We start from the raw sequence: 16540 nt of genomic DNA, 5'->3' as shown, positions 1-16540 counted from the left end.
CCGCCTTTTTTTTACAACATGTCTAAGAATTTGTCTTTCAATGCTTCTGCATCTTCCACTGTTTTACAAATAATCAGGATCGTATCATCACCGCATATACATCCGACAATTTCTTCCCAGCCTAAATTATCAATCAAAGCACCCATTGCTTGCGCATTACCCGGAAGAGTCTTCATCACTATAAAATGAGTGGCAGTGTCTATACTGATAAATGCATCCATAATAAATCGTCTTAACTTATTTAATGGATTGAACTTCTGATCTGCAGGTAAGCTGTATTTATAGCGACCATCTTGTGTTGGTACTTTTACGAGGTGCAATTCCTTAATATCGCGAGAAATAGTCGCTTGGGTTATTCCATAACCTTGACTACGCAGTTCTTCAACTAAATCATCCTGCGTCTCGATTTCGTTCTCTGTAATAATTTCTCGTATTTTGATATGCCGTTGTGCTTTGTTCATTTCAACATCCTCCATCAATCATTTCTCATATGAAAACGGACTACAAAAAAAGTAGTCCTCCCCATTTTATTTGCTTAGCTGCTGATGAGAACCTGCCACGACGCTTTCTGACAGTGCTAAAAGGTCTTGTGTTTCTTGTTGCACAGCAGATTTTTTTAACAAACCTAAATACTCAATATTGCCATCTCCACCAGTAATTGGTGAAAAAGTTACGTCAATAATATGAAAACCTGTTGTTTCAGCAAAAGTCAATATTTTTCGCAGCACTTGCAAATGAACGGCAGGATCACGAACAATTCCCTTCCTGCCTACTTGTTCTTTCCCTGCTTCAAATTGTGGTTTAATAAGAACAACCACAAAACTCTCATTTGCTAATAACTCATAAAGTGGTGCTAAGATCAATTGTAACGAAATAAAGGAAACATCAACAGTAGCGAAATTAGGAACTTCTTCCGTCAGCATGTCAGGTGTCACATAGCGAAAATTGGTTCTTTCCATAACAATTACTCGAGGGTCGTTGCGTAATTTCCAGTCTAACTGGTTATAACCGACATCGATCGCATAACTGCGTTTCACACCATTTTGCAAGGCACAGTCGGTAAAACCACCAGTAGATGAGCCAACATCTACCATTACCTTACCGTGTATATCCAAAGAGAAATAGTCGAGCGCTTTTTCTAATTTCAAGCCTCCTCGGCCAACATATGGAATAGCTTTTCCTTTTATATCAATCGCTATATCATCTGCTACTTTAGTACCTGGTTTGTCCAAACAGAGGCCCTCTGAAAATACCAGTCCTGCCATGATGGTTCTTTTTGCTTTTTCTCTTGATTCGCTTAACCCTCTATCCACAATTAATTGATCTAACCTGATTTTTTTTGTCATAATCTTCAAGCCCTTTTTTGCTTATCATTACTAATTGTTACCAATTGTTGTAATTCAGAGATAATTTGATCCTCTGTTAAGTTAATTTCTTTTAGTAGTTCTTTGACACTTCCATGCTCAATATATTTATCCGGAATACCCATTCTTTTCATTGTAGGTTTATAATTATGCTCTTCAGCAAATTCAAGTACGGCACTGCCAAAGCCACCCTGCAGCACTGCCTCCTCTACTGTTAGAATCGGAACGTTCTTACTCATACGATCATGTAATAACTCTTCGTCAAGTGGCTTTATAAAACGTGCATTAACAACCTCTACGTTAATCCCTTGTTCTTTTAGATAGTCACTTGCGGCTAAAGACATTTCTATAGTCGTACCAAAAGTTACTATGACTGCATCTGTTCCTTCGCTTAATACTTCCCATTTTCCAATCGGGATAGTTGACAGACTTTGATCCATTTCTACACCTAAACCATTTCCTCTAGGAAAGCGGACAGCAATTGGACCATCGTCATAAGCAATAGCAGTGTACACCATATGCTGACACTCGTTTTCGTCTTTGGGCATCATAATAACCATGTTCGGTAAGTGTCGCATAAAGGCAATATCAAACACACCTTGATGCGTTTCACCATCTGCACCAACAAGTCCTGCTCTGTCAATCCCAAAGGCAACATTTAAATTCTGACGGCAAACATCATGCACCAATTGATCATACCCACGTTGCAGGAAGGTAGAATAAATTGCTAAAAATGGCTTCATTCCTTGTGTAGCAAGGCCCGCTGATAAAGTGGTGGCATGCTGTTCCGCAATACCGACATCAAACAAACGGTCTGGATATTTCTCCTGGAACTTGTCCAGCTTAGATCCTAAAATCATAGCAGGGGTAATAACGGCTAATCGATCATCCTTCCCTGCTATTTCTTCTAAGGTATCACTGACTACCTGACTCCATGCAGGAGCAGCGTTTGCCGGTTTAATTTTCTCACCAGAATCAATTTTATATGGTCCAACCCCATGCCATTTATCTTTCTGATCCGTTTCAGCTGGCTGGTAACCTTTTCCTTTTTGTGTGATGACATGAACAATCACAGGACCTTCTGTTTTTTTTGCGTATGCAATATTTTCTTCTAAGTCCTTAAAGTCATGTCCGTCAACAGGACCGAAATAGGTGAATCCAAATTCTTCAAACAACATGCCTGGAACCATAAAATATTTCATGCTATCTTTTACACGCTCAGCAGTTTGTGCGATCTTGCCACCAACTGCAGGAATTCTTTTTAAGAGTACTTCTAATTCATCTTTTACTCGGTTATATTTGCCTGCACTGCGCATTCTGCCTAAAGCATTATGTAACGCACCGACATTTCCTGCTATAGACATTTCATTATCGTTTAAAATTACTGTAAGATTCTTTTGTTCATGTCCAATATGGTTTAATGCTTCTAATGCCATACCACCAGTTAAAGCACCGTCACCAATAATGGGTATCACTGAATAATTTTCATTTTTCATATCTCTGGCAATCGCCATTCCCATTGCTGCTGACAACGAAGTGGAACTGTGTCCAGCTTCCCACACATCGTGTTTACTTTCATTCATTTTAGGAAAGCCACACAAACCTTTATACTGTCTTAACGTATCAAACTGGTCCGTTCTGCCTGTTAGCATTTTGTGGATATACGATTGATGTCCTACATCAAACAGAAATTTATCTGTTGGGCTATTGAATTGCTTATGCAATGCCAATGTAAGTTCAACGACACCTAAATTCGCTCCCAAATGACCACCCGTAACCGATAATTTTTGAATTAAAAATTGACGGATTTCGTGTGCAAGTACCTCAAGTTCTTCATTGTTTAATTCTTTTAGAAATGTTGGATTCTTCATCTTGGTTAGATCCATAAAGGAATCCTCCCTACTATTTTTCAAAACTTTGTCTATTTCGACAATATCTTTATTTTAAATTTTTCTTCAGAAAATGCAATTATTTTACCAACGAAGAAGATAATTTTCGTGGAAGAGTTAATTGCTAAAAATTTCCCAAGTGCTTTTCCTCCAACTGTCAGTGCTGCAACAAGACTGGTCAGTATTACGTTAATTGTTAATTGAAATGTGCTGCCCTCACTGTATCCGAAATTATTGGCAATTTGCAGAATTACAATTGCAGAGGCTGTACCACTTATTATACCCGAAATATCACCAATAACATCATTACAGAAGCTCGCAAAACGGTCCGCATTACGCACAACCAGAATCGCCTGCTTGGAACCGCTTACCCTCTCTGCTGCCATTGCATGAAATGGTACTTCATCTGCAGCTGTAGCCGCTATTCCTAGCATATCAAAAAACACACCAGTAAATACAATAATAAGCACAATAGTTAATCCAATTATGGAAGAAACCCCGCTTAAAATAGAAGATGACACCACGGAAAAAATAGCCGCTAACACAAACGTGATAACGGCAATGCTTAAGCTAAATTTTATCGACTTTTGTAATTGTTTTTTATCCATATAAAAACCTCATCAATTGGTTACATTATGTATAAGGAAATGGAATGGTCATTTAAAAGGTAAAAACTGCGGCTTAGGTCCAGTAGGTTTTCCCAAACAGGTACCGAATGTTGCCATTCTGGCGGTTCCCCTTTAAACCTGCCTTAGCGCAGTCACCCGACGCTAGACTGGATTACCACTTAGTCCACACTATAATCCCTTTTAAATGTCCTTATGGAACAGTCTAGGAGATTTCCTCGACAATCTTTCGCCGTTTCCTAGCCTCTTTTGCAGTACGAATTTCATATAGATAAACATATCCAAGCTAGTGGCCATCCAGTTTAGATACTTTGTTGCCTATAATCCCCTTCGTACCACTCAAGGCAGGCTACGCTACAAATAAGGATTCCCTGATCCTTATTTTATAGGTTCATACCCCATTCCATACAGAATACTTGGCTAAGTCTTCTATACAGAGATGGGCCTCCGCGGAAGAAGGGTCGTCGCCCACATGCCTTTGTGGATCGCCCTTCAACCTTAACTCCCAGCATCGACCCAAGGCTGGGCGCCTCAAGCCAACACAAGGAACTTCATCGATGTGCCCTTTGGCGGATTTTTAGGCCCGCCTTCAGAAACGGGGGATTGACTAGAATACTGCACCATCCCTTAACATACCTTTAATATAACATGAATTATATTTTTTCTCAATATTTACTGATCACGTTCACTCAAATATGTGCTGATTACCGCTAAATCTGTATTTTCCAAACCCGTTTCTTGTAAGCAATCTGCTGCTTCAACCATCAGCCTTGCTTTATATTGCTTTGCCCCTTCAATCCCAAGTAACCCTGGGTATGTGCTCTTATCATTGTCTATATCGCTTCCGACGCGTTTACCAATTAACTCCTGATCTCCTTCAACATCCAAAATGTCATCTTGAATTTGAAAAATAAGTCCAAGGCAATCACCAAATCGTTTCATTATTTCTCTTTTCTCTTCGGTCACATCTGCAAGATAGGCGCCAATTTCAATGGCAGAAGAAATCAATCTTCCTGTTTTTAAATGGTGAATATGTTCGAGAGCTGTCACTGACACTAACTTATTTTCAGCTTCCATATCCAAATATTGACCAGCTACCATCCCCTCTAATCCACTAGCTTTGGATAAAGCAGTAATGACCTTTACTTTTTGTACATCTGTATAGGCCTTGGTCGTACTGATGAGATGAAAACTATTCGTTAAAAGACCGTCACCAGCAAGGATCGCAGTAGCTTCATCATATTTCTTATGGTTTGTTAGCTTACCACGACGATACATATCATCATCCATTGCCGGCAAATCGTCATGGATTAATGAATACGTATGAATCATTTCTAATGCAACGGCTGCCGGATATACTTTGTCAACTTCTCCACCAAGTCCTTCACAGGTTAATTTCATTAAAAGTGGTCGCAATCTTTTTCCGCCAGCTTCAATGGAATATAGAACAGATTCTTTCAGACGAGCTGGTACCTCTAGTTGATGAATGTATTTCAGGAGGGTGTTATTGATATTATCCTGTTCACTCTTCAAAATATCGTCAATTGATCTTTGCAATTATTTCTCCTCCTGTATCTCAAAACCTACCCGTTCCTGATCTTCATTTAAGATTTCTTTCATTTGTTTTTCCGCATTCACTAATTTATCATGACAAATTTTTGATAATTTCGATCCCTCTGCATAATATTCCATAGCTTTTTCCAAAGGAACCTCCCCTTCTTCCATTTTTTCTACAATTTCTTCTAATTGTTGCAAAGCTTCTTCAAAGCTCCATTCTGTTTTTTGGTCTGACATGGTTATTCATCCTTTCTGATTTGTTGGACCTTACTCTTTACGATGCCATCGGTTAACTGAATATGTAATTCATCCTCTGGATCTATTTGCTGAACCGATCGGAGAATGTCGTTATTTTCATTATATGTTATCGAATATCCTCTACTCATAATACGGGTAGGGTTTAACAAGTCGAGCTGAGTTAAGTGCTTTGTAAATTGATTCTTCTTCTGATCTATTTGCTGAGCAATCACCCTATCCATCCTTTTTTGGATTTCCAGAATGGACTGGTGCCGCTGATTCATGTTTCGCTGAAGAGGAATACGAGCATAACGTTTTTCTAAATAAGTATATTGATCTTTTTTCGTTTGATAGATCGTCACTAACTGGTTGGATAAACGCTCAACGGCACGATCTAACCGTTGCTCTTTCTCCTCGACTAACCTTCCTGGATATTTAAAGACGTAAGATCCTTGCAGCCTTTGCAATTTTTCGTTTAAGTGTCTGATTTGATGATGAACAATCGACTCCATCCCTTGATCTATTTTGTGAATACGTTCTAATAATTCTGCCTGAGTCGGAACTGCTAATTCTGCCGCTGCAGTGGGTGTTGCTGCTCTTAAATCAGCAACCATATCACTGATTGTAATGTCTGTTTCATGACCGACCGCCGAAATAACCGGCAGAGTTGAATGAAAAATTGCTCTTGCTACCACTTCTTCATTAAAACTCCACAATTCCTCGAGTGAACCACCACCGCGACCTAGGATAATGACATCTAGATCATTTAACTCATTTGCTTGTTCGATGGCAGAAACGATAGAGGCAGCGGCTTGCTTTCCTTGTACAAGTACAGGAATAATTAACACACTTGCAATCGGGTAGCGCCTTTCCAATGTAGTAAGAATATCTCGAATCGCCGCTCCTGTCGGTGATGTTAATACTGCTATTTTCTTTGGATAGGTAGGCAACTCTTTTTTGTAAGCTGGATCAAATAATCCTTCTTGTGCAAGTTTCTCTTTTAATTGCTCAAAAGCTAAATACAGTGCACCAATGCCATCCGGCTCCATTTCCTGTATGTAGAGCTGGTATTGCCCCTGTGATTCAAACACGCTGACATACCCAGTTATTAATACTTTCATCCCGTCTTCAGGTCGGAATTTAAGCGTTTGATTTTGGCGTTGAAACATCACCGCACGAATACTGGTTTGTTCATCCTTGATGGTTAAGTACATATGCCCTCTGGAATGATGCTTGTAATTCGATATTTCTCCTCGCAACAGGATATGATTTAAGTGCTGATCCACATCGAACTTTTTCTTAATATATTTTGTTAATGCTGTAACGGATAAATATTTATCTTCCACGTGTCCATCCCTCTTTATCATTGTCCGACGATTTTATATAGTATTTGCCATCTGTTTTTGCTAATACTTTAAAAGAAGGCCATCCTATTTAAAGAATGACCTAATTATTAACTGTATAAACGCAACTAGCTTAGTCCGTTTGCTTTCTTGGCAGATTTAATCGTGTTATGCATGAGCATTGTAATGGTCATCGGTCCAACCCCTTTAGGTACTGGGGTAATGTAGCTGGCTTTCTCCTTCGCAGAATCAAAATCTACATCTCCCGTTAATGAACCATCTTCCACTCTATTGACACCCACATCAATTACAATCGCTCCGTCCTTAATGTGATCACCATTAATAAAGTGAGCTTTTCCGACCGCAACAATTAAAATATCTGCTTGTGCTATGTATGCTTCCATATCTTTTGTTCTGGAATGGCAATAGGTCACCGTCGCATTTTCACTTAATAATAATTGGCCTACTGGTTTTCCAACAATGTTACTTCTTCCGATAATTACCGCGTGTTTTCCTTCCAATGAGATATCTTTTGATTTCATCATCTGGATAATCCCATACGGTGTACAAGGAAAGAAAGTATCCTTACCTGTCATCATCCGGCCGATACTGATCGGATGAAAACCATCAACATCTTTCTCTGGTGAAATTGCTTCAATAATCACTTGCTCATCGATATGTGCTGGTAATGGCAATTGAACTAAAATACCATGAACCGTATCTTTATGATTCAGTTCATCAATCAAATTTAATAATTGCTCCTGTGTAGTATCAGTTGGGAGCTCTATTAAGTCAGAGTCTACCCCTACATAATCCGATGCTTTTTGTTTCCCTTTCACATACGACCTGGATGCAGGATCATCCCCTATTAATACGACGGTTAAACCAGGTACGATATTTTTCTCCCGTAACCCGGTAACTTCTTCCTTCATCTCATCTCTTAGTGATTTCGCTAATTCACTTCCAAAGATTACTTCTGCAGTCATGATATTTCCCCCTTAAAGCATTTTAGACAATACACCATTGATAAATTTCCCTGATTTATCATCACCGAAAACATGTGCAATTTCAATTGCTTCGTTTATTACAACGCTTTCGGGTGCGTCTTTTAAGTAAAATAATTCATATGTTGCAATGCGGAGCAATGTTCTTTCCACTACCGCCAATCTTGTCAATGACCATTTTACCAAATGTTGCTTGATTCTTTCATCTATTTCTACTTTTTTATCCACGACCCCATGTACTAAGTCAAATAAAAAAGGATCATGCTCCTCTTCCGATAATGTGTTCTCAAGCGTTGTCGTTACATCATATTCTTCGTTATCTAACGAAAATAAAATTTGTAGTGCTTTCTCACGAGCGATTCTTCGTTTCATTACGTATTACTTCTCCTTATCACGATCAGATTCTTCACTTTCAAATGATACCACGTTATCTATAGGATTACCAAAAAAAAGTTTAATTGTGCATTAATTTAGCAAATGTCATCAGAAAAATTTAGTAAAAATCCTGCAACAGTTATATCCATTCCGTTTCTGAATTATTATCATTCAGATAACGAAAAGCCCCTCAGACTTATAGCTGAAGGGCTTTTATCATTTAAACGAGATTAAATTTCTAAGTCTTCGTTCATTTGTTCCATATGGACACCTACGACATGGATGTTGATTTCTTTAATTTGAATAGCTGTCATATTTTTGATCGCTTGTCTCACATTCGATTGAATCTGTTGTGCTACAGTCGGTATTGTGTGACCATAATCAACCACTATAAAGACATCTATTAGCACCATTTCGTCTTTCAGTTCTACTTTTATCCCTTTTCCGTGTGTTTTCTTTCCAAGTCTTTCTGCAACGCCTGTTGCAAAATTGCCACGCATACTTGAAACACCAGGAACTTCTGTTGTTGCAATACCTGCAATAACTTCTAGGACATCAGGAGAAATTTCTACTTTCCCTAACGGAGTTGATTCACCAACATTCAATAATTGATTGTCAGACATGATGAACCCCCTTTAGTTAATTTTTTTCTTTACTATCTTCCATTATACTATACTTATCAAGAAAACTGGTATTAAAATCGCCTTCAACAAACACTGGGTGTGTCATCATCTTACGGTGGAAAGGAACTGTAGTAAATACACCTTCAATGACATATTCATCTAGTGCGCGTTTCATTCGGTCTACCGCTTCTTTTCTTGTTTTTCCATACGTAATCAACTTCGCAATCATTGAATCATAGTATGGTGGAATTTGATATCCAGGATATACAGCAGAATCAACTCTTACTCCTAAACCTCCAGGTGGCAGATACATGTCGATCGTTCCAGCTGATGGCATAAAGTCCATTGCTGGATTCTCTGCGTTAATCCGGCATTCCATCGCCCAGCCTTGGAACGTAATATCTTCTTGTTTATAACGTAATGTCTCATTATTCGCTATGTGTAGTTGTTCTTTTATTAAATCTACACCTGTCACCATTTCTGTAACTGGATGCTCCACTTGAATCCGTGTATTCATTTCCATAAAATAAAATTTATTTTCTTTTTTATCGAAAATAAATTCAATGGTTCCAGCGCCTGAATAATCAACAGCCTTTGCTGCTTTCACGGCAGCTTCTCCCATTTTTGCACGCATCGCGTCATCAATAGCTGGAGACGGCGTTTCTTCGATAAGCTTTTGCAGCCTTCTTTGCACGGTACAATCACGTTCACCTAGGTGAATGACATTCCCGTGATTATCTGCTAACACCTGAATTTCTACGTGACGAAAGTCTTCAATAAATTTCTCTAGATACACACCCGGATTTCCGAAAGCTTTCTCCGCTTCATTTTGTGTTACGCGGATACCTTTCAGCAATTCTTCCTCAGAGCGAGCCACACGGATTCCTTTACCGCCTCCACCAGCAGTTGCTTTAATGATAACAGGGAACCCGATCTGTTGAGCGATTTCCAGACCTTCTTCTTCATTATCAATAATACCATTAGATCCTGGAACAACTGGTACACCTGCTTCGCGCATCGTCTCTCTGGCCACATCTTTCGTTCCCATTTTTTGAATGGCATAAGCGCTCGGACCTACAAAGGTTACATTGCATGCATCGCAAATCTCCGCGAAATCTGCATTCTCGGAAAGAAATCCGTACCCAGGATGAATCGCGTCAGTTTCTGTTAATGTAGCCACACTCATAATATTTGTAAAATTTAAATAGCTGTCTTTACTTAATTTTGGACCAATACAATATGCTTCATCTGCTAATTGCACATGTAATGCTTCACTATCAGCTTCTGAATATACTGCTACCGTTTCAATGCCCATTTCTTTTGCAGAACGAATTATTCTTACTGCGATTTCTCCACGGTTAGCAATTAACAGTTTCTTAATCACAATTTCATCCCCTTATGCCTTCTTAATTCGGAATAATGGCTGACCATATTCCACTAGTTCACCATTTTCCACTAAAATTTCTGTGATCGTTCCTTTCACATCTGCTTCTATTTCATTAAATAATTTCATTGCTTCTACGATACAGACAATAGAATCTTCCTGTACGTTGTCACCTGTTTGTACATAGTTTGGTTTGTCGGGAGATGGTGAGCTGTAAAAAGTCCCTACCATCGGTGATACAATTTCATGATCGTAATCAGGCGTAGACACATTCTCTGCAACTTCTTTACTCTCTTCTTCCTGACTGCTCACTTGTTTCGGTGCTTCTTCAGTTTGTGGCTGTACTACCGGCTGCGGTGTATGTACTGGCTGTGAGACTACATTGGTAGTAGCTACACCTGTATTTTTCTTCATTTTAATTTTTGCACCATTTGCTTCATACGAAAATTCATCAATGGATGATTGATCTAATTTGTCGATTAGTTGATTGATTTCTTCTACAGATAACATTTCTGCACCCCTTCATATTTGTTACATTTAATAACAGGTACTAATAACTCCTTCTAATATTTTACGCAATCCAATGAGAAACTGCAACCTTTGTTTTTATTGTACAAATATGGCCAGCTAATGAAAAGTAATAAGTGATAGAACCAATTTTACAACTTGGAGTATTTTAATTGCGATACTTTGTTACCATCTTTATCGCTTTAAACCATTCATAACTATCCTTCCCAACTTGGCAAAAAAAGCCCTCGATTTTACTCAAGGGCTTATACTGTCTTCTATTAAGGATGTTATTGGGCTTGATAGACAACATCAATTTTGATTTCACCAAACTCCTCTTTTGCCTGTTGGATAATATCATTTGCATCTGCAGCTGATAAACTATCTGCTTGGACTGTTACTACAAGGTTGTTATCTTCCATATTACGAACCAATACTTCTTCATAACCTTTTGCTGATTTTAATTCTTCTTCCAAAGTGGATTCTTTCATGTCTAATGTCTCGATTTCTTTCATCGCTTCATACGCTTCATTTTTTTCCTCAGAAGTAGCTTCGCTCGATGCGACAATATCTTCTAATCTCTCTTTTTCGTAGCTTCTTTGATTCGTAATCTCCATTCTCACAGCTGCAAAATATTCATCCGTACTAATAGAGGATGTATCTAGCTCTTCACTCGACTGTTCTGTAACATTTGCTCCTTCGGTACCGGACTCTGTCTCATTGCTTACTTGATCAAGAGACGTTGTTTGATCTTCTGATTGATCCTCAATATTATAAGCTAAATCCCCTTCATTCGGTGCATTCAAATAATACACACTTAATACAATCATTAAACTTAACATAGTCAATAACCAAACAGTTTGTTTTCTTAACATGAAATCCCCTCCTAAAAAATTTGTTTATTTACTTTTGGGCATTATCGATATCCGATGTGCTGGAACATCTAATACTTTGGATACTGCGTCTAATACCCACTTCTTCACCTCGAGATTGTCCACGCCATTTGCAACCACTAATACCCCTCGAACTTCCGGACGTTTCGTCTGAACTAATAATGGTACTTCTTGTTCTCCTTGCCGAATAACGACTACTGTCTGTTCTCTAGATTCATCTTCGATTTTTCTTGTTCCACCATTTTGATCAGTTTCGCTGGTGATTTGTGATCCGATTACTAAATTTTTTTGATAGACTTGTTCGTTGGTAGCATCGAGATTGACCATTACTTCTACTTCAGATACCCCGTTTATTTTCTCAAGTAAAGGTACTAAATCTTTTTCATAAGACGTTTCCAGATCCGAGATTTTAGAGCTAGCATTAGAGCCTTCAACTGGTGATGGTGTGCTATTGTTATCATTATTGTTTGACGATTCAATCATGGTTTGTGGCTGATTTAATGATTGATTTTCATCATTATCACTAAAAATGTTGCTAACTAACAAAACAAAAACCGCTATTAATACAAGTAATGCAATATACTGCATTTTTGTAGGTTTTTTATCTTTTGCTTTTAAATTTGAAAGAAACTTTTCCATCCATCCAGGCACCTTATTCCTCCTTCCATCCAATCTGAATGACATCTTTCTCTACACCCCATTGATCAGCCAAAAATTGCTTCACTTCATCCTGATCACTTGGAGGTTCAGAAGTTTGAGGTAGTGTCTCACCAATTTGAATTTGCACTTCTTGGACATCGTTGGAAGTGTCTTCCGCATCAGCGATCTGGACATCTATATGCTCTATTTCGCTTGCTTGAGATGCAGTTTCATTTGCCCAATTCACTTCTAGATCAACGATTTGATATTGATAGGTCTGCTGCAACTCCTCCTCTACTAAATTTTCCATTTGGACAACCATCTCTTCTAATACATATGCAGCTTGCACCTTTTCTATTTCACTTTTCTGCTGATTCATTTGATTTTCTATCGAAGTTTCAACAGAAGCCGTTTCTCTAGTTTGGAACAAATTATCTACTATGCGTGATACATCAATTGAAAATACGGATAATATTGGTTGTAAGATGATCAGGATTAAAAGAAGACCGACCACTAATTTTACGTATTGTTTTAATGCATTACTTGGGAGAAGCAGGTCGACAAGCATAGCTAAAATGATATAAATAATAACTTGTAATATCCAATTCGATATATACTCAATGATCAACCCCCCCTTATCTCACCATCATCGTTAAATTACTGGAAATGATTAAAATAACAATGGTAAAGAAAAACATAAATGTAGCTAATAACAATGCAGCAAATAAATAGAGTATATGCTTGCCAATGACATCTAAGCATTCAATCACAGGACCGTCACCAATAGGTTGCAATACAGCTGTTGCAATTTTGTACATAAGTGAAATAGCAAAAATTTTAATAGCTGGAAATAATACAATTCCTATCAAAATCACGACACCGATAATGCCGATCCCGTTTTTTATCAGGATGGTTGCACTTAGTACGGTATCCGTCGCATCGGTAAATACTCTGCCGATAACAGGTATAAAGTTACCTGTTACAAATTTCGCTGTCCGCATTGCAATTCCATCTTGAATGGCGCTTGCGGCTCCTTGGACAGATATTACACCTAGAAATACAGTAAGCAGAATCCCCATAATACTGATGGCAACATTTTTTATTAAATTGGCAAGCTTTGTGGCCTTGTATTCAGGACTGATCGTGCTGACAATTTGTAAAATCGCTGAAATCAAAATCAACGGAATGACAATTTTAGAAATAACAAATACACTAGTTGGTATTAGCGTAATAATTATTGGATGAAAAAAAGAGATAGTGACCAATTGTCCTAATGAAGAAAGAATCCCTAATAATAATGGTAAAATCGCCAGCAAGAAGCTTTGTGCCATTCTGACTGTGTCGACGACATAAGTAGCTGCGAGTTGAAAACTCTGCAAAGCGATTATAATTAAAATAATATAGACAATGGCGTAAGCAACTTTACTTACAACCTGTTTTTCGAATGCATTCTGAATCGTCTGCAGTAGGAGACAGAATAATGTCAGTAACATTAAAGTGGCTAATAATTTACCATTTTCGAGTAATTCGTAGAAGAAGTAACGTAGTGAACCTTTTAACCAGTCTTGCACACTGACGTTTCCATCTCCTTTTATCATCGACCACAAACTTTTTTTGTTCAGATCTGGTAATGCCTCTTGGTATTCTTGTCCCAGGTATTCCCAATAACTTTCTATCTCGCTCCCTTCGATTAAAGAACGGTAGGCTTCGGTTTGATTGGTGTTCGCATCGCCGTGCAGCGGTACCGGAATGACGATGAATAAGAGAACCAGCATCGTACATAGTTTTGTCCAGCTCATGTATATCCTTCCTAACTAAGCGATTGGAAAAATATTTATGATGGTCTCAATTAATGACTTAAATATCGGTATGGCCAAAATAAGAATAAACACTTTTCCGATCATTTCAATTTTTACTGCTATCGATTCTAATCCCGCGTCTTTTACTATGTTTGCGCCTATGTCAGTAATGTACGAAATACCTATAATTTGCAAAATTGTTTTAATATATACCGCATCAATATTAGCTTGTTCACCCAAATATGTGATCAGATTTAAGATTTCATGGACATATTGCATCACATATATAAAGAAGTATAGAACGGTGAGCACAACTATTAGAAAAGCAATGCTAGGCTGCTTGTCCTTCAGCAATAAGAATAGTACAGAGGTAATAATTCCGACACTGATCACTTCAAATATTTCCATAAACCATTATCCTTTTAGAAAAAATACAGCTTGGATTTGCTGGAACAGTTCAGATATGCTGTTCAGAACGAAAAGCAGTACGATAATAAACCCTACCAAGCTTACGAATTGTGCATACTCTTCTTTTCCCATTTGTTTTAAAATTGTATGAATCATAGCTACAATAATGCCTATACCAGCAATCTGGAATAATACACTCGTATCTCCAATCACGCGATAACTCCTCTCTATAGCAAGAGTAAAACGATAAACATACCAATCAAAAAGCCTACACTTCTAGACATATTACCAAATTGTTGATTTCTTTCTTCTGCCTCCACTAAGCTTCTTTCTAAATGAGTAATCCCTAGTCGAATATATTTTTGCTGTTGTGTTACATCATGTTGGCCAAGCGTTCGACCAAATTGCTGGAGAATTTCTCTATCTTCTGCCTGTAATGGTTGTTTTTGGTGAAAACGGTTGATGTGAAGCTCCCACACAGGGTATAATTGTTCTTTTTCTTGTGCAATATCAGATGCCAAATCATGAAACAGACTCGATATTGGTTGAGGTATTTGTTTAGATACCGCGAATAGCGCTTCTTGTACGGTAGATTGACTGTAGACAATTTCAGCTTCAAGAATTTGCAAAGCACTTTTCAACATCCGTATAATCCGTGGACGATTTGCTAGATTCCTAGCATATTCGTGCCCAATCCACGTTAGAGAACCGACAATTAATAAGCTTGCCAATAGTTTCACCATACTTTAACACGGCTTTTATAAAGAGATTGTCCTGATGCATCAAGTATCTCCGTCACTTCTCCTGCACGCTGTTGATTCGATAAAATCATAAAGCGCTGAAAAATATTTTTCTCTAAGATATTCTTCATCGTTGGTCTTTTCATAATATCTTCAAGCGACTTCCCGTGAACGGTGCAAACTATTTGCACTCCAGCATGTATGACTTCATCAATTGCTTCCGCATCTCGTTCACTGCCTATTTCATCGACTATAACCACTTCCGGTGACATCGATCTGACAAACATCATCATACCTTCTGCCTTAGGACAGCGGTCGAGTACGTCAATTCTAGGTGCAAATAAATGTTGCGGGACACCGTTAATAGATGCACAAATTTCTGAACGCTCATCCACAATTGCGGTTTTTAGCTGCAACTTCGAGCTGCCACAATAGTTGGCTATATCTCTAAGCAATGTCGTTTTTCCTGATTGTGGCGGACCAATTATCAGTGTATTTTGAATTGTATCTGTGATCAGATAAGGTGTGTACGCATGGATAACTCCGAATTGAGGTTTAGCAATTCGAATGTTAAAGGAACTGATATGATGAATGGCCTTCACTTGTCTATTTTCGACTACAACTGAACCTGAAATGCCAATGCGATGTCCGCCTTGAATGGTAATAAAACCGTGACGTAATTCTTCCTCTAACCGATATAACGAAAAGTCACTTATTTTATTGAGAAACAAGGTTGCGTCTGATTGGCTAAAGTGTGTTTGTTGTAACCAGCGAACATCTCTTCCGTTGTTCAGTTCAACAGGCTGATTGACTCTAAGTCTGATTTCTTGAACATCGAAGTCTTTATCCTCAAGTACGGCATGGATATGGTCTGTAATATGATTGGGCAGAATTTGCAGAACACTTTCCATCACATATTCCTCTTTTCCATAAGCTTTTTCTATAAACATTCTATGCGACTCCGTGATAGATATAACCATAGATAGGTACGAGCTCTGTAAAAATAGTGACAAACAAAAACCGAGCATAGCCAGCCCGGTTCTCTTAGTTTAAATACTATGTTTGATAATATAGAATATGTTAACTACACGACTTTCAGTATAATTTTGAGTTTGGTGATATGAGTTGAGTTGGAAAGACGAAGTAGCTATG

Annotated in this window: 20 protein-coding genes; all 20 read right to left on the bottom strand. The window is 38.2% G+C overall.

The annotated features are described in order from the left end of the window. Positions 1-11: 11 nt before the first annotated feature. Positions 12-461 carry a transcriptional regulator AhrC/ArgR gene (gene ahrC / locus MUN88_RS15695; RefSeq protein ID WP_244716696.1) on the bottom strand — a complete coding sequence of 150 codons (450 nt, stop codon included), beginning with the start codon at positions 459-461 and terminating at the stop codon, positions 12-14. Positions 462-527: 66 nt separating this feature from the next. Next, entirely contained in the window at positions 528-1346 is an 819-nt protein-coding gene (locus tag MUN88_RS15690; protein ID WP_244716694.1) for a TlyA family RNA methyltransferase, read from the bottom strand. A gap of 5 nt (positions 1347-1351) precedes the next feature. Next, on the bottom strand, positions 1352-3250 hold the full coding sequence (gene dxs / locus MUN88_RS15685; protein WP_244716692.1) for a 1-deoxy-D-xylulose-5-phosphate synthase: 1899 nt from the start codon (positions 3248-3250) through the stop codon (positions 1352-1354). Positions 3251-3285: 35 nt separating this feature from the next. Then, positions 3286-3861: a hypothetical protein gene (locus MUN88_RS15680; protein WP_244716691.1), complete on the bottom strand. Its 576-nt coding sequence runs from the start codon at positions 3859-3861 to the stop codon at positions 3286-3288. Between the two features lie 690 nt (positions 3862-4551). Beyond that, positions 4552-5436 (bottom strand): polyprenyl synthetase family protein, encoded by an 885-nt coding sequence (locus MUN88_RS15675; protein WP_244716689.1) that lies wholly within the window; start codon positions 5434-5436, stop codon positions 4552-4554. Continuing rightward, a complete protein-coding gene (gene xseB / locus MUN88_RS15670) occupies positions 5437-5673 on the bottom strand; it encodes an exodeoxyribonuclease VII small subunit (RefSeq protein ID WP_244716687.1) in 237 nt (78 codons plus the stop codon). 2 nt (positions 5674-5675) lie between these two features. Continuing rightward, a complete protein-coding gene (gene xseA, locus MUN88_RS15665) occupies positions 5676-7019 on the bottom strand; it encodes an exodeoxyribonuclease VII large subunit (protein ID WP_244716685.1) in 1344 nt (447 codons plus the stop codon). Positions 7020-7144: 125 nt separating this feature from the next. Then, on the bottom strand, positions 7145-8002 hold the full coding sequence (folD, locus tag MUN88_RS15660) for a bifunctional methylenetetrahydrofolate dehydrogenase/methenyltetrahydrofolate cyclohydrolase FolD (RefSeq protein WP_244716683.1): 858 nt from the start codon (positions 8000-8002) through the stop codon (positions 7145-7147). A 12-nt stretch (positions 8003-8014) separates the two neighbouring features. Beyond that, positions 8015-8392: a transcription antitermination factor NusB gene (nusB, locus tag MUN88_RS15655; protein WP_244716681.1), complete on the bottom strand. Its 378-nt coding sequence runs from the start codon at positions 8390-8392 to the stop codon at positions 8015-8017. Between the two features lie 233 nt (positions 8393-8625). Continuing rightward, positions 8626-9018 (bottom strand): Asp23/Gls24 family envelope stress response protein, encoded by a 393-nt coding sequence (locus tag MUN88_RS15650; RefSeq protein WP_244716679.1) that lies wholly within the window; start codon positions 9016-9018, stop codon positions 8626-8628. A 16-nt stretch (positions 9019-9034) separates the two neighbouring features. Next, on the bottom strand, positions 9035-10402 hold the full coding sequence (gene accC / locus MUN88_RS15645; RefSeq protein ID WP_244716660.1) for an acetyl-CoA carboxylase biotin carboxylase subunit: 1368 nt from the start codon (positions 10400-10402) through the stop codon (positions 9035-9037). A gap of 12 nt (positions 10403-10414) precedes the next feature. Beyond that, the gene (accB, locus tag MUN88_RS15640; protein WP_244716658.1) at positions 10415-10912 is read right to left on the bottom strand and encodes an acetyl-CoA carboxylase biotin carboxyl carrier protein; all 498 of its coding nucleotides are present in this window, start codon (positions 10910-10912) and stop codon (positions 10415-10417) included. 287 nt (positions 10913-11199) lie between these two features. Continuing rightward, positions 11200-11784: a SpoIIIAH-like family protein gene (locus MUN88_RS15635; protein WP_244716656.1), complete on the bottom strand. Its 585-nt coding sequence runs from the start codon at positions 11782-11784 to the stop codon at positions 11200-11202. Positions 11785-11808: 24 nt separating this feature from the next. Next, positions 11809-12453, bottom strand: a complete 645-nt coding sequence (gene spoIIIAG / locus MUN88_RS15630; protein ID WP_244716654.1) for a stage III sporulation protein AG — start codon at positions 12451-12453, stop codon at positions 11809-11811. A 1-nt stretch (position 12454) separates the two neighbouring features. Next, positions 12455-13069, bottom strand: a complete 615-nt coding sequence (gene spoIIIAF, locus MUN88_RS15625) for a stage III sporulation protein AF (RefSeq protein ID WP_244716652.1) — start codon at positions 13067-13069, stop codon at positions 12455-12457. 7 nt (positions 13070-13076) lie between these two features. Next, positions 13077-14240, bottom strand: coding sequence for a stage III sporulation protein AE (spoIIIAE, locus tag MUN88_RS15620; protein WP_244716650.1), 1164 nt, complete (start codon positions 14238-14240; stop codon positions 13077-13079). Between the two features lie 15 nt (positions 14241-14255). Further along, positions 14256-14648: a stage III sporulation protein AD gene (spoIIIAD, locus tag MUN88_RS15615; RefSeq protein ID WP_244716648.1), complete on the bottom strand. Its 393-nt coding sequence runs from the start codon at positions 14646-14648 to the stop codon at positions 14256-14258. Positions 14649-14654: 6 nt separating this feature from the next. Then, positions 14655-14861, bottom strand: a complete 207-nt coding sequence (gene spoIIIAC, locus MUN88_RS15610; protein WP_244716645.1) for a stage III sporulation protein AC — start codon at positions 14859-14861, stop codon at positions 14655-14657. Between the two features lie 14 nt (positions 14862-14875). Then, positions 14876-15388: a stage III sporulation protein SpoIIIAB gene (gene spoIIIAB, locus MUN88_RS15605; RefSeq protein ID WP_244724569.1), complete on the bottom strand. Its 513-nt coding sequence runs from the start codon at positions 15386-15388 to the stop codon at positions 14876-14878. Beyond that, positions 15385-16338: a stage III sporulation protein AA gene (spoIIIAA, locus tag MUN88_RS15600; protein ID WP_244716643.1), complete on the bottom strand. Its 954-nt coding sequence runs from the start codon at positions 16336-16338 to the stop codon at positions 15385-15387. The genes spoIIIAB and spoIIIAA overlap by 4 nt, the downstream gene beginning before the upstream one ends. Between the last annotated feature and the right edge of the window lie 202 nt (positions 16339-16540).

Origin of the sequence: Gracilibacillus caseinilyticus (assembly GCF_022919115.1) — a bacterium.
Classification (GTDB): Bacteria; Bacillota; Bacilli; order Bacillales; family Amphibacillaceae; genus Gracilibacillus; species Gracilibacillus caseinilyticus.
The sequence above is the reverse complement of the archived record's forward strand: the minus strand, read 5'-3'. Positions and strand labels throughout refer to the sequence as shown.

Excerpts from the sequence above, each read along its gene's own strand:
- ahrC (WP_244716696.1), bottom strand. The coding sequence starts at position 461 with ATGAACAAAGCACAACGGCATATCAAAATACGAGAAATTATTACAGAG.
- MUN88_RS15690 (WP_244716694.1), bottom strand. The coding sequence starts at position 1,346 with ATGACAAAAAAAATCAGGTTAGATCAATTAATTGTGGATAGAGGGTTA.
- dxs (WP_244716692.1), bottom strand. The coding sequence starts at position 3,250 with ATGGATCTAACCAAGATGAAGAATCCAACATTTCTAAAAGAATTAAAC.
- MUN88_RS15680 (WP_244716691.1), bottom strand. The coding sequence starts at position 3,861 with ATGGATAAAAAACAATTACAAAAGTCGATAAAATTTAGCTTAAGCATT.
- xseB (WP_244716687.1), bottom strand. The coding sequence starts at position 5,673 with ATGTCAGACCAAAAAACAGAATGGAGCTTTGAAGAAGCTTTGCAACAA.
- folD (WP_244716683.1), bottom strand. The coding sequence starts at position 8,002 with ATGACTGCAGAAGTAATCTTTGGAAGTGAATTAGCGAAATCACTAAGA.
- nusB (WP_244716681.1), bottom strand. The coding sequence starts at position 8,392 with ATGAAACGAAGAATCGCTCGTGAGAAAGCACTACAAATTTTATTTTCG.
- MUN88_RS15650 (WP_244716679.1), bottom strand. The coding sequence starts at position 9,018 with ATGTCTGACAATCAATTATTGAATGTTGGTGAATCAACTCCGTTAGGG.
- accB (WP_244716658.1), bottom strand. The coding sequence starts at position 10,912 with ATGTTATCTGTAGAAGAAATCAATCAACTAATCGACAAATTAGATCAA.
- MUN88_RS15635 (WP_244716656.1), bottom strand. The coding sequence starts at position 11,784 with ATGTTAAGAAAACAAACTGTTTGGTTATTGACTATGTTAAGTTTAATG.
- spoIIIAE (WP_244716650.1), bottom strand. The coding sequence starts at position 14,240 with ATGAGCTGGACAAAACTATGTACGATGCTGGTTCTCTTATTCATCGTC.
- spoIIIAD (WP_244716648.1), bottom strand. The coding sequence starts at position 14,648 with ATGGAAATATTTGAAGTGATCAGTGTCGGAATTATTACCTCTGTACTA.
- spoIIIAA (WP_244716643.1), bottom strand. The coding sequence starts at position 16,338 with ATGTTTATAGAAAAAGCTTATGGAAAAGAGGAATATGTGATGGAAAGT.